This is a genomic window from Enterobacter sp. 296B2, from assembly GCF_034106185.1.
In the GTDB taxonomy this organism is placed as follows: Bacteria; Pseudomonadota; Gammaproteobacteria; order Enterobacterales; family Enterobacteriaceae; genus Enterobacter; species Enterobacter cloacae_N.
Genome location: NZ_JAWNCA010000017.1, coordinates 30510 through 43280 on the forward strand (window position 1 = coordinate 30510; position 12771 = coordinate 43280).

Genomic DNA, 12771 nt, shown 5'->3' on the forward strand with positions numbered 1-12771 from the left:
TTGTGGCTATACTTATTCCAGCACGTACTTACATTCAGGAAGGGAGGACACATGACGACCCAGGCGCTTCAGGACAACACTCTTTTTCAGACCGGCTATCTGGTTAACGGCCTCTGGAAAACGCTGGACACAACGTTTGATGTGCTGAACCCCGCGACCGGTGAGGTCATCGCTAAAGTTGCGAAAGCGGGTAAAGCGCAAACCGAAGAAGCGATTGCAGCGGCCACCAAAGCCTTCCCGGCATGGCGTGCCAAAACCGCGAAAGAGCGTTCGGCCATTCTTTACCGCTGGTACGAACTGATTATTGAGAATAAAAGTTGGCTCGGGCGGTTAATGACCACCGAGCAGGGTAAGCCCCTGAAAGAGGCGGAAGGGGAAGTGGAGTACGCCGCCAGCTTTATCCAGTGGTTTGCCGAAGAGGCCAAACGCGCGAACGGTGAAATTATTCCGCCGATCAAGCCCGGCTCGCGCATTCTTGCGACCCGTGAGCCCATCGGCGTCGTCGCGGCCATCACGCCCTGGAACTTCCCGATGGCGATGCTCACCCGCAAGTTAGGCCCGGCGCTGGCGGCCGGATGTACCGGCGTCATCAAACCGGCAAATAACACGCCGCTCAGCGCCTTTGCGCTGCTGACGCTGGCAAAACAGGCGGGCGTGCCGGATGGCGTGCTCAACGCGGTGGCCGGAAACACCCATGAGATCAGCGATGCGATCATGGCCAGCCACGACGTGCGTAAAATCTCCTTTACCGGTTCAACCTCCGTCGGCAAAACGCTGGTGCGTAACGCCGCGGAAACCATGAAAAAAGTCTCCATGGAGCTGGGGGGAAATGCCCCGTACATCGTTTTCGAGGATGCAGACATTGACGAAGCGGTTAAGGGCGCTATCGCCAACAAGTTCCGCAATGCGGGGCAGGTTTGCGTCAGCGTGAACCGCTTCTACATTCAGGAAACCGTCTACGACAAGTTTGTGAATAAGCTCGCTGATGCGGTTAATACTCTTAAGGTGGGGAATGGTCTTGAAGAGGGCGTGGTCGTTGGGCCGCTGATCGAACCTGCGGCGGTCAACAAGGTGCGCGAGCACGTTGAAGATGCTGTCGCACGGGGGGCGACCGTGCTGGCGGGCGGTAAACCCCATCCTCTGGGCGGCAATTTCTGGATGCCAACCGTGTTGGGCGACTGCCACGAAGGCATGAAGCTGGCAGAGGAAGAGACGTTTGGCCCGGTTGCGGCCTGTTTCCGCTTCACCTCGGAAGACGAAGTCATCCAGCGCGCCAACAACACGCCCTACGGGCTGGCGGCTTACTTCTACACCCAGAACCTCTCCCGGGTTTTCCGCGTTTCGCAGGCAATCGAGAGCGGGATGATTGGCATTAACGAGTGCGCCGTTTCTACCGAGCTGGGGCCTTTTGGCGGCGTGAAAGAATCCGGTCTTGGACGTGAGGGATCCGTGCTGGGGCTGGAAGAGTATCTGGAAGTTAAAACCCTGCATATCGGGGGATTATAATAGACAGGGCGGCATCTGCCGCCCGCCTGGACTGGGTGGCTGGCAATGAAAACTTATACGTTTGATTTTGACGAAATCGACAGTCAGGAAGACTTTTATCGGGAATTTATCCGGGCGTTTGATCTTGAACGGGAAAGCGTGACGAATCTGGATACGCTTTGGGATGTGGTCACCGGCAGTATGTTGCCGCTACCGCTGGAGATTGAGTTTATTCATCTTCCTGAAAAGCTGCGCAGACGTTTTGGCGCGCTGATATTGCTGTTCGATGAAGCAGAAGAAGAGCTTGAAGGGCAGTTGCGCTTTAACGCGCGGCATTGAATGAAAAAAAGCCCCTGACCACGAGGCCAGGGGCAAGTCGTATGATGAGATACGACGAGGGTTTATTTATACAGTTCAGCCGTGGCATGCCAGTGGTCACCCTGATTCAGTTCGGTGACGCGATAGCTGCTGGCGCCTGCTTTTTCAGCTTTGGCGGCAAGCTCCTGACGAATGTCCATCGGGGAGCCGGTGACTGACGTCACGGAGACGCTGCCCATTGGCTGCAGATTTTGTGCCTGATCGGTATTCACTTGCTGTACGGCTGCGCTTGCGCCGAAAGAGAGAACGGATGCCAGACCCAGGGTTGCAATGATCAATTTGGTTTTCATAGTCTTTACTCCTGAACAGTTTTTTTGCTCAACGGCGAGAAGGGTTGTACCGCTATTTTTATGCCTGGTGCCGTTGAGTGGAGAGTTACGTCTTCAGTGATTACTAAAACTTATTTGTACAGCTCGGCGGTGGCGTGCCAGTGGTCACCGGAACGCGCTTCGATGATGCGATAGGATGAGGCACCTTTTTCTTCCGCTTTTTTGTTCAGCATTTCATGCATGTCCATTGGAGACGTGCCAACAGCGCCGACAGAAACCGTACCGATTTCCTCACGGGACTGCGCCTGGTCAGCATTAATAGCGTCAGCCGCGAAAGCACCGAAGGACAGGACAGACAGGACGCTCAGCGCCGCTACAGTAGTTTTGATTTTCATGATTCTTACCTCGTCGAATTTTTTAGTGGGGTCTTGTTTCGTGACCCTCATCACAAAATCAAGTATACACTAATAACGCCAAAAATTAATACCAGACTAATGGTTTCCCTTGTTATTACGTGTTAAACGCCCGATTTTTTATAACCAAATTGCATATTATTGGGCGTTTTATGAGCAATCTGTGCTGGTATTTATAAGTAAATCATAGGGATATCGCATTTTGATTTTTTGTGCGATTTGCGGGATTGTTATTCACTGGGTGAATGTTAATGAGTGGTAAAAAGCACTAATCGTCAAAGCAGGGGTAGTGAAATAAGGGGGGAAATGATACGAGAGCAGAATGATCCCCGCAGCGGCGCTACGGGGAGAGAGCATTACAGTTCCTGTTCGAACAGAACCAGAATCGCTTCGTGGAGATCCTTTACGGAGAAACCGCTAGCCGGGGTGGTAAAGATGGTGTCATCACCGGCAATGGTACCGAGGATACCCTCTGTTTTACCTAACGAGTCCAGCATGCGAGCAATCAGCTGCGCGGCGCCCGGGCTTGTGTGGATGACCACAACGGCGTCGTTATAGTCGATATCCAGAACCAAATTCTTGAGCGGGCTGGAGGTGGTCGGCACGCCAAGTTCTGCCGGCAGGCAATAGACCATCTCCATCTTGGCGTTGCGGGTACGCACCGCGCCAAACTTGGTTAACATGCGGGAGACTTTCGACTGGTTGATGTTATCGAAGCCTTGTTCCTGCAGCGCCTGAACAATTTCTCCCTGAGAACTGAATTTCTCTTCTTTAAGTAGCGCCTTAAACGCCTTTACTAATTCTTCTTGCTTAGACGAGCTTCGCATAAGTCACCCGGAATATGACGAAAGAAACAACATTATTATGCATGTGGATGAATTTTTATGCAAATTATCTGCTCAGCGGCAGGCTGAAATAATGTTATGAAAGGGAGAGATTTTATCAGATTTCGTTATCAGAAAACATGCCTGGGTCACGCCGCGCAAATAAGCTTAAAAGTAAATTAAATGTTATCAAAATGATGTTGTTTTGGTGGCGGGGCAGGGTGTATTGTAACCACCTCTTAATTCGTTGCCATCTGGCGTCAGATAGCTTTCTGGTGAGAGATAAAGTCGTGCGACCTCAAATTCTTTAGCTTCGAAAATTGTAATTAAAGACTTGCTGATTTAAGGTCGCGGCAACGGATTTACAGATACTTAAGTTAACCATAATAAGGAGTTTAGGATGAAAGTCGCAGTCCTCGGCGCTGCTGGTGGTATCGGCCAGGCGCTTGCCCTACTACTGAAAACCCAACTGCCTTCAGGCTCAGAACTCTCCCTGTACGATATTGCTCCGGTAACCCCAGGCGTGGCGGTTGACCTGAGCCACATCCCGACCGCTGTAAAAATCAAAGGCTTCTCCGGTGAAGATGCGCGTCCTGCGCTGCAGGGTGCTGATGTGGTCCTGATTTCTGCAGGCGTGGCGCGTAAGCCAGGCATGGATCGTTCAGACCTGTTCAACGTCAACGCGGGCATCGTGAAAAACCTGGTGCAGCAGATCGCTGAAGTGTGCCCGAAAGCGTGCATCGGTATCATCACTAACCCGGTGAACACCACCGTTGCTATCGCAGCCGAAGTGCTGAAGAAAGCGGGTGTTTACGACAAAAACAAACTGTTCGGCGTGACCACGCTGGATATCATCCGTTCCAACACCTTCGTTGCTGAGCTGAAAGGTAAACAGCCAACAGAAGTAGAAGTGCCGGTTATCGGCGGCCACTCTGGCGTGACCATTCTGCCTCTGCTGTCGCAGATCCCAGGCGTAAGCTTCACCGAGCAGGAAGTGGCTGACCTGACCAAACGTATCCAGAACGCGGGCACCGAAGTGGTGGAAGCGAAGGCGGGTGGCGGTTCTGCAACCCTGTCTATGGGCCAGGCGGCTGCCCGTTTCGGTCTGTCACTGGTTCGCGCCCTGCAGGGTGAGAAAGGCGTTGTTGAATGCGCTTACGTTGAAGGCGACGGCGAACATGCCCGCTTCTTCTCTCAGCCGCTGCTGCTGGGCAAAAACGGTATTGAAGAGCGTAAGTCTATCGGTACGCTGAGCGCGTTTGAGCAAAACGCGATGGAAGGCATGCTGGACACGCTGAAGAAAGATATCACCCTGGGTGAAGAGTTCGTTAACAAGTAAAACGCACGCCACCCGATAAAAAAACGGAGCTTATCGCTCCGTTTTTTTTATGCTTATCAGTTAGTGGCCGGGTATTCCTGAACCGTCACGTGCAGCGTCAGTTTCTTATCGTTACGCATGACTTCCACAGGGATGATAGAGCCAGGGCGAATTTCGGCCACCTGGTCCATCGTCTCCAGCGCAGAGACTGCCGGCGTGCCGTTGACCGAGACGATGACATCGTTAACCTGAATCCCCGCATTAGCCGCCGGTCCACCTGGTGCGACCTCGTTGACGACGATGCCCTGAATCTGATCGATACCGCCACCCTGAGTATGCATCGGCGCAATTTCGCGCCCGCCGATACCGATATAGCCGCGTATCACGCGCCCGTCGCGGATCAGCTTATCCATAATCTTGGTCGCCAGCTGGAACGGAATAGCAAAGCCGATCCCTTCTGGCGTCTCGCCGTCGTTGCTTTTATCGAATGAGAGGGTGTTGATGCCCATCAGTTCGCCCAGCGAGTTGACCAGCGCGCCGCCTGAATTACCGTGGTTGATTGACGCATCCGTCTGCAGGAAGTTCTGCCGTCCTGACGGGTTGAGGCCAATGCGACCGGTTGCGCTGATGATCCCCTGGGTAATCGTCTGTCCGAGGTTATAAGGGTTACCGATAGCCAGAACGACGTCGCCAATGTGAGGCGTGCGTTTGCGGTTGATCGGAATGACCGGCAGGCCGCCCGTGGCGTTAATCTTCAGCACGGCCAGGTCGGTGAGGCTGTCTGAACCCACAAGCAACGCCTCAAACACGCGACCATCCTGCAGGGCGACGATGATCTGATCGGCATCGTTGATCACGTGTTTGTTCGTAATAATGTAGCCGCGCTCGTCCATAATCACCCCGGAGCCAAGGGTGCGGATCTCCAGCTGATTATGTGCTGAGCTATTAAGGCCGCGGTTATAAACGTTAACCACGGCAGGGGCGGCACGGCGAACGGCCTGGTTATAGGTCGCCGGCGTTTCATCCGTGCTGTCAAACTGGGGAGCCGACAGCTTATTGAACTGACGCAAAGACGGCATCGCCAGCAGCAGCAGGCCAGCGACAATCAAACCGATGACAGTGGAACGTAAGAGCTTTAAAAGCATGATGCGCGTGTCGTGAAAAAAGGAACGGTTTGCAGCATAACATGAGTTATCCGGACATCACACGCAGCGGTGATGCCCGGAATCGCAAATGCTTAGCGCAACAGAATGTAGATAGACTCATTGCCACGCATGACCTGCAGGGCAATGACCGCCGGTTTACTCTCCAGCACCTTGCGCAGTTCGGCAATGGACTGCACGCGATTACGGTTCACGCCAATGATGACGTCTTCCTGGTGCAATCCGGCCTGCGCGGCAGGGCTGCTCTTCTCGACGGTGTCGAGGCGAATGCCTTTCGTACCGTCTTTCAGCTGCCCGTCGCTCAGCGTTGCCCCCTGCAGCGCCGGGGCGATAAGCTCCGCGCTGGCAGATGACGAGGTGCTCTTATCCAGCGTCACTTCGACGTTCAGCGGCTTACCGTCACGGATCAGGCCCAGCTTCACCTTGGCCCCCGGTTCGGTGGTGGCGATACGCGAACGCAGTTCAGCAAAGCTGCTCAGCGGCTTGTCGTTAAGGCTGACGATCACATCGCCCGATTTGATGCCTGCTTTTGCCGAGCCGGAGTTTGGCAGCACTTCACTGACAAACGCACCGCGTTGCACGTTAATATTGAACGCTTTCGCGATATCCGCGCTCATCTCCATACCTTTGATGCCCAGCAGCCCACGTTTGACTTCACCGAACTGAATAAGCTGCTGCGACAGCGTTTTAGCCATATTGCTCGGGATCGCAAAGCCAATCCCAATGCTGCCGCCGCCCGGGGCCAGAATCGCCGTGTTAATGCCAATCAACTCGCCGTTAAGGTTAAGCAGTGCTCCACCGGAGTTTCCACGGTTGATTGAGGCATCGGTCTGGATGAAGTTTTCCAGACCTTCCAGATTCAGGCCGCTACGTCCCAGCGCCGAGATAATGCCGGAGGTGGCGGTTTGCCCTAAACCAAAGGGGTTGCCGACGGCGACGGCAAAATCACCGACGCGCAGTTTGTCGGAATCCGCAATGGCAATCTGGGTCAGGTTGCTTGGGTTCTGCACCTGCAACAGCGCGATGTCGCTCTGGTCATCGCCGCCAATCAGTTTGGCGTCAAATTCACGACCATCGTTCAGCTGGACGCTGATTTTATCGGCCTGGCTGATGACATGATTGTTGGTCAGAATATAGCCTTTGGCCGCATCAATGATGACGCCAGAGCCCAGGCCTTCAAAAGGCTGAGCCTGCTGATTGGGGGACTCATCGCCAAAATATTTTTTCAGTTCATCCGGTACGCGCTGGCTTTGAACCGCCGTGCCTTCTACCTGAACGCTCACGACCGCGGGCAACACTTTTTCCAGCATCGGCGCGAGGCTGGGAATAGCTGCCTGCCCCGGCACCTGCGAAGGCAGCGCCGCACCGACAGGGAAGGACGCCGAGAGAGATAACCCGACACTTAACGCTAAAGCGCTCAACAGCTGGTTTTTTTTCTTCATTGATGCTGACTCTCGTATCCTGGAATGAAAGAAGAACGGCCCAAAATCATGATGATGTTATTGAATTTTATACCGCTGAACAATGAGGTGTTTGACTAAATAATAGCTGGGGACGGGAAGAAAGGACGGGCGCAAGAGATGCGCCCGTAAAATATATTTATGTTGTGCGGTTAATCGCGTTTTGCGCCACCGCGCAGCAGGCCGGACGCGCCGTCAGAGTAGTCGCGTGGCATCTGAACGGGCGCCTGATCGTTACCGGCTTCTGAGTCGGCCAGACGGTTGCGGAACGGATTAGTCTCCGCGGTCATTTCCGGCAGCAGGCTGCTGGAGCTTTTCGCCATATGCTGATACAGCTGGCGGTAGTCGGTCGCCATGTTGTCCAGCAGCTCGGCGCTACGGGCAAAGTGGCTGACCAGCTCTTCGCGATACTCTTCCAGCTCTGCTTTGTTCTTTTCCAGTTCGTACTGCAGTGACTGCTGCTGACGCAATTTGCGGTTACCGAAACGCATGGCCACAGCACCGATCACGATGCCGACGACTAAACCGATTAGCGCATATTCCCAGGTCATGAACTTCTCCCGTTGTCTTGTTGTTCCGTAGGGTGTTGGCTCGGCTCCTGCCTGTGCCTGATAATGCCACTATAACCGCTATTTCCGCAGAAGTGGAATCCTGACGTATCATCGCGTAGTGTAGAACGGCCTTTTTTTCATCAGTCACGCCTGCTGGTGAGCGTTAATTGAAGGAATAACAATAAGATTATGCAAAACCTGTCCCCTGCATCGCGATATCAACTGGCCCTGAATGAGGGTACTCATCAGCCTGATGACGTTCAACGTGAGGCGGTAAACCGTCTGGAGATGATTTATCAGGCGCTCACGGCAAAACCTGCTGAAGTAGAACAGAGTGGTGGGCTCAAGGCCGCGTTTGGGCGGTTGCTCGGTAAAAAAACGCCGCAGGATCAGGCTCCGGTGCGCGGTTTATACATGTGGGGCGGCGTCGGGCGCGGAAAAACCTGGCTGATGGATCTGTTTTATCTCAGCCTGCCGGGTGAGCGTAAACAGCGTCTGCACTTCCATCGCTTTATGCTGCGGGTGCATGAAGAGCTGACTGCGCTGCAGGGCAAAAGCGATCCGCTGGAGATTGTGGCCGACAGGTTCAAGGCTGAAACGGACGTGCTCTGCTTCGATGAGTTTTTCGTTTCTGACATCACCGATGCCATGCTGTTGGGCGGCCTGATGAAGGCGCTATTTGCCCGCGGGATCACGCTCGTTGCCACGTCGAATATCCCGCCAGATGAACTTTACCGCAACGGCCTGCAGCGGGCGCGCTTCCTGCCCGCCATTGACGCCATCAAACAGCATTGTGACATTATGAATGTTGATGCTGGGGTAGATTACCGGTTACGTACGCTGACTCAGGCGCACCTGTGGCTCTCACCGTTAAATGCAGAGACCACCCGCGAGATGGATAAGCTCTGGCTGGCGCTGGCGGGTGCAACACGCGAAAACGCCCCGACGCTGGAGATTAACCATCGTCCGTTGCCAACCCTTGGCGTAGAAAACCAAACGCTGGCGGTCTCCTTTGCGACGCTCTGCGTGGATGCCCGCAGCCAGCACGATTACATTGCGCTATCGCGCCTGTTCCACACCGTGATGGTGATGGATGTGCCGGTGATGACGCGGCTGATGGAGAGCGAAGCGCGGCGCTTCATTGCGCTGGTGGACGAGTTTTACGAGCGCCACGTCAAGCTGGTGGTCAGCGCCGAGGTACCTTTATATGAGATCTATCAGGGAGAGCGGCTGAAGTTTGAGTTCCAGCGCTGCCTGTCGCGCCTGCAGGAGATGCAGAGCGAGGAATACCTGAAGCTGGAGCATATGCCATAAATGCCACCCTCTCCCTGTGGGAGAGGGGCTGGGGGAGGGGGCACCAGACCGCACAATACCCACCCCCGAAAAACCCATTCCAAATCACATTTAAGGGTCGATCTTTGACCTCAACTTCTCTATAATCTTGCGACCCCACGTTACGAGAAGGTTTTTTTCCCGAAACTTTCTATGTGTCGGCATGTGCTATTCGAAGGGGTAGGTTTGCCGGACTTTGTCGTGTGAACCTCAACTGACTAAACGTTTGGGTGTTCACCAACGTGTAACTTATTATTTGGGTAAGCTTTTAATGAAAACTTTTACAGCTAAACCAGAAACCGTACAGCGCGACTGGTATGTTGTTGACGCGACCGGTAAAACTCTGGGCCGTCTGGCTACTGAACTGGCTCGTCGCCTGCGCGGTAAGCATAAAGCGGAATACACTCCGCACGTTGATACCGGTGATTACATCATCGTTCTGAACGCTGACAAAGTTGCTGTTACCGGCAACAAGCGTACTGACAAAATGTACTACCACCACACCGGCCACATCGGTGGTATCAAAGAAGCGACCTTTGAAGAGATGATTGCCCGCCGTCCTGAGCGTGTGATTGAAATCGCGGTTAAAGGCATGCTGCCAAAAGGCCCGCTGGGTCGTGCTATGTTCCGTAAACTGAAAGTTTACGCAGGCAACGAGCACAACCACGCGGCACAGCAACCGCAAGTTCTTGACATCTAATCGGGATTATAGGCAATGGCTGAAAATCAATACTACGGCACTGGTCGCCGCAAAAGTTCCGCAGCTCGCGTTTTCATCAAACCGGGCAGTGGTAAAATCGTAATCAACCAGCGTTCTCTGGAACAATACTTCGGTCGCGAAACTGCCCGCATGGTAGTTCGCCAGCCGCTGGAACTGGTTGATATGGTAGAAAAACTGGATCTGTACATCACCGTTAAAGGTGGTGGTATCTCCGGTCAGGCAGGTGCGATCCGTCACGGTATCACCCGCGCTCTGATGGAGTACGACGAATCCCTGCGTTCTGAACTGCGTAAAGCTGGCTTCGTTACTCGTGACGCTCGTCAGGTTGAACGTAAGAAAGTGGGTCTGCGTAAAGCACGTCGTCGTCCACAGTTCTCCAAACGTTAATCCATTCTGCTTACGCAGAACGATTGGCGAAAAACCCGCTTCGGCGGGTTTTTTTATGGATAATGCGCAGGTTATCCACAGTAACATTTCATATATCTTCTCTTTTTCCACATTTCCAGAATCCCCTCACCACAAAGCCATCAAAATCTGGTAAACTATCATCCAATTTTCTGCCCAAATATCGGTGAATACTCGATTTTTGTTCGATTCTTGAACAATGTGTTTTCTCTGGGATGGGCGATACAACATCTGGCTGGCCCCTGTTGGGCTGGTAGCAGTAAAAATTCTGAATATACCTGGAGGTTTTCATGGCTGTCGCTGCCAACAAACGTTCGGTAATGACGCTGTTTTCTGGTCCTACTGACATTTATAGCCATCAGGTTCGTATCGTACTGGCCGAGAAGGGTGTCAGTTTTGAGATCGAGCATGTGGAAAAGGATAACCCGCCTCAGGATCTGATCGATCTCAACCCGAGCCAAAGCGTACCGACGCTGGTGGATCGCGAGCTGACCCTGTGGGAATCCCGTATCATTATGGAATATCTGGATGAGCGTTTCCCGCATCCGCCGCTGATGCCTGTTTACCCTGTTGCGCGTGGTGAAAGCCGCCTGTACATGCAGCGTATCGAAAAAGACTGGTACTCGCTGATGAACGTCATCACCAGCGGTTCCGCTTCTGAAGCCGACGCTGCGCGTAAGCAACTGCGTGAAGAGCTGCTGGCAATTGCCCCTGTGTTTGGTCAGAAACCTTTCTTCCTGAGCGATGAGTTCAGCCTGGTAGATTGCTACCTGGCCCCGCTGCTGTGGCGTCTGCCAACCCTGGGCGTTGAGTTCAGCGGCCCTGGCGCAAAAGAGCTGAAAGGCTATATGACTCGCGTATTTGAGCGCGACTCTTTCCTGGCATCTTTAACTGAACCGGAACGTGAAATGCGTCTCGGCCGAGGCTAATGACTGTGGAAATGTCACAACTTACCCCACGCCGTCCGTATCTGCTGCGCGCCTTCTATGAATGGCTGCTGGATAACCAGCTCACGCCGCACCTGGTTGTGGATGTGACGTTGCCGGGCGTGCTGGTTCCGATGGAATACGCGCGTGACGGACAGATCGTACTGAACATTGCCCCGCGTGCAGTTGGTAACCTGGAGCTGGCAAACGACGAAGTGCGCTTCAACGCGCGGTTCGGCGGCGTGCCGCGTCAGGTTTCCGTACCGCTGGCTGCGGTGCTGGCGATCTACGCGCGTGAAAACGGTGCGGGAACCATGTTCGAGCCGGAAGCGGCATACGATGAAGAGGTTGCCAGCCTGAATGATGACGAAGGCATCACCGCCAGCGAAAGCGAAACGGTAATGTCCGTGATTGATGGCGACAAGCCCGATCGTGAGGACGACAACGATCCTGATGACGATCCGCCACCGCGCGGTGGTCGTCCGGCGCTACGCGTTGTGAAATAATTAAGATTAGCCCTTACCATATGCTTATGGAAAGGGCTTTTTTATTCAAGTCATTTTTTTTATGAATGAATAATATACCCATTATTAAATCTAACTAAAATAAGAAATAAGTTTAATTAAATATACACGTTCGTAAAATAGCGTATTATTCATTTAAATAATATTATATCGAAACCGGATTTCGGGAACGAGCTCATCGTACAGGATGTCGATGATATCTGGCTAAATATAGCCAATCATGGATGAAGAGAGAATTACTTAGAGAAAAGTAAATCTACTAACCCCCCCCAAAGCGTTAGCCTCTTCTTATTCAAATATAAAAATTACCTTTTAGGTAACTGGGAATATTTCCCAAAAAAGCTTCACTATATTTAGTGGATTTAAATCTATCTATATTTTTAAGGATCGAAAATGAAAAAATTCGCGAAATCAGCGCTTCTTGGTATGTTAGTCTTTGGCGGTTCTGCGATGGCTGCACATGCAGAAGGTAACGATGGTACAGTTACGTTTGTAGGTAAAATTGTTACTTCCCCATGCTCTATTAAAATTGGTGACGAAAACCAAACGATTAGTCTGGGCGAGAACCTGGGCACCGCGTCACTTAAAGCTGGACTGATTCAGGCAGTAGATTTTGATATTCAGCTGGTTAACTGCGTATTTACAGACGAAACCAGCATGAACATTGTCTTCAATGCGAGTGGTGATGAATCCACGGCAAATCCGGGCTACCTTGCTCTGATGGGGGCAAAGGGCGAGATGAAAGGTTCTCATATTGTAATCGCTAACACGAAAGGTACTGAAATTAAATTAGGGAACGCTGCAACGCAGGCGCTGGCCGTTGATGCCGATGGTAAAGGCCTGGCCGATCAAAAGCTGGCATTTAAAGCTTGGGTTCAGGGTGAAACTGCTGCGACAACTATCGACACGGGTGAGTTCTCATCTTTGACCAGTTTCCAGATTAGCTATCTGTAATTGTTAATATTTGCCCCGCGAATTATCGTGGGGCAGCATTTAATTTCC

The 12771-nt window shown here is 52.6% G+C and carries 15 protein-coding genes; 9 read left to right on the forward strand and 6 right to left on the reverse strand.

Going from position 1 to position 12771, the window contains the following annotated elements:
* The first annotated feature begins 51 nt into the window (after positions 1-51).
* The gene (locus URZ40_RS13795) at positions 52-1506 is read left to right on the forward strand and encodes an NAD-dependent succinate-semialdehyde dehydrogenase (protein ID WP_302220247.1); all 1455 of its coding nucleotides are present in this window, start codon (positions 52-54) and stop codon (positions 1504-1506) included.
* 45 nt (positions 1507-1551) lie between these two features.
* On the forward strand, positions 1552-1824 hold the full coding sequence (locus URZ40_RS13800; protein ID WP_116343532.1) for a barstar family protein: 273 nt from the start codon (positions 1552-1554) through the stop codon (positions 1822-1824).
* 62 nt (positions 1825-1886) lie between these two features.
* Here the strand turns inward: URZ40_RS13800 and yhcN (URZ40_RS13805) are convergent, their stop codons facing one another.
* From yhcN (URZ40_RS13805) to argR, 3 genes are all read right to left on the reverse strand, one after another.
* On the reverse strand, positions 1887-2153 hold the full coding sequence (gene yhcN / locus URZ40_RS13805) for a peroxide/acid stress response protein YhcN (protein ID WP_320720696.1): 267 nt from the start codon (positions 2151-2153) through the stop codon (positions 1887-1889).
* 110 nt (positions 2154-2263) lie between these two features.
* Positions 2264-2527 (reverse strand): peroxide/acid stress response protein YhcN, encoded by a 264-nt coding sequence (gene yhcN / locus URZ40_RS13810; RefSeq protein WP_320720697.1) that lies wholly within the window; start codon positions 2525-2527, stop codon positions 2264-2266.
* A gap of 374 nt (positions 2528-2901) precedes the next feature.
* Entirely contained in the window at positions 2902-3372 is a 471-nt protein-coding gene (gene argR / locus URZ40_RS13815; RefSeq protein ID WP_008502836.1) for a transcriptional regulator ArgR, read from the reverse strand.
* 397 nt (positions 3373-3769) lie between these two features.
* Here argR and mdh point away from each other — a divergent pair, with 397 nt between their 5' ends.
* Positions 3770-4708: a malate dehydrogenase gene (gene mdh / locus URZ40_RS13820; RefSeq protein ID WP_014885422.1), complete on the forward strand. Its 939-nt coding sequence runs from the start codon at positions 3770-3772 to the stop codon at positions 4706-4708.
* A gap of 56 nt (positions 4709-4764) precedes the next feature.
* Here mdh and degS read toward each other — a convergent pair whose 3' ends face one another.
* The 3 genes from degS to zapG form a co-directional block, all read right to left on the reverse strand.
* Positions 4765-5832: an outer membrane-stress sensor serine endopeptidase DegS gene (gene degS, locus URZ40_RS13825; protein ID WP_116343531.1), complete on the reverse strand. Its 1068-nt coding sequence runs from the start codon at positions 5830-5832 to the stop codon at positions 4765-4767.
* 92 nt (positions 5833-5924) lie between these two features.
* Entirely contained in the window at positions 5925-7292 is a 1368-nt protein-coding gene (gene degQ / locus URZ40_RS13830) for a serine endoprotease DegQ (protein ID WP_116343530.1), read from the reverse strand.
* A gap of 170 nt (positions 7293-7462) precedes the next feature.
* A complete protein-coding gene (zapG, locus tag URZ40_RS13835; RefSeq protein ID WP_010436126.1) occupies positions 7463-7861 on the reverse strand; it encodes a Z-ring associated protein ZapG in 399 nt (132 codons plus the stop codon).
* Between the two features lie 189 nt (positions 7862-8050).
* Between zapG and zapE the strand changes: the two genes are divergently transcribed.
* The 6 genes from zapE (at position 8051) to URZ40_RS13865 (ending at position 12723) form a co-directional block, all read left to right on the forward strand.
* Positions 8051-9175: a cell division protein ZapE gene (gene zapE / locus URZ40_RS13840; RefSeq protein ID WP_302220237.1), complete on the forward strand. Its 1125-nt coding sequence runs from the start codon at positions 8051-8053 to the stop codon at positions 9173-9175.
* 289 nt (positions 9176-9464) lie between these two features.
* On the forward strand, positions 9465-9893 hold the full coding sequence (rplM, locus tag URZ40_RS13845) for a 50S ribosomal protein L13 (RefSeq protein WP_003860434.1): 429 nt from the start codon (positions 9465-9467) through the stop codon (positions 9891-9893).
* A 15-nt stretch (positions 9894-9908) separates the two neighbouring features.
* A complete protein-coding gene (rpsI, locus tag URZ40_RS13850) occupies positions 9909-10301 on the forward strand; it encodes a 30S ribosomal protein S9 (protein WP_003860436.1) in 393 nt (130 codons plus the stop codon).
* Positions 10302-10609: 308 nt separating this feature from the next.
* Positions 10610-11248, forward strand: a complete 639-nt coding sequence (gene sspA / locus URZ40_RS13855; RefSeq protein ID WP_014885418.1) for a stringent starvation protein SspA — start codon at positions 10610-10612, stop codon at positions 11246-11248.
* Between the two features lie 5 nt (positions 11249-11253).
* The gene (sspB, locus tag URZ40_RS13860; RefSeq protein WP_061099617.1) at positions 11254-11751 is read left to right on the forward strand and encodes a ClpXP protease specificity-enhancing factor; all 498 of its coding nucleotides are present in this window, start codon (positions 11254-11256) and stop codon (positions 11749-11751) included.
* Between the two features lie 411 nt (positions 11752-12162).
* Positions 12163-12723, forward strand: coding sequence for a fimbrial protein (locus tag URZ40_RS13865; RefSeq protein WP_316379839.1), 561 nt, complete (start codon positions 12163-12165; stop codon positions 12721-12723).
* Positions 12724-12771: the final 48 nt, after the last annotated feature.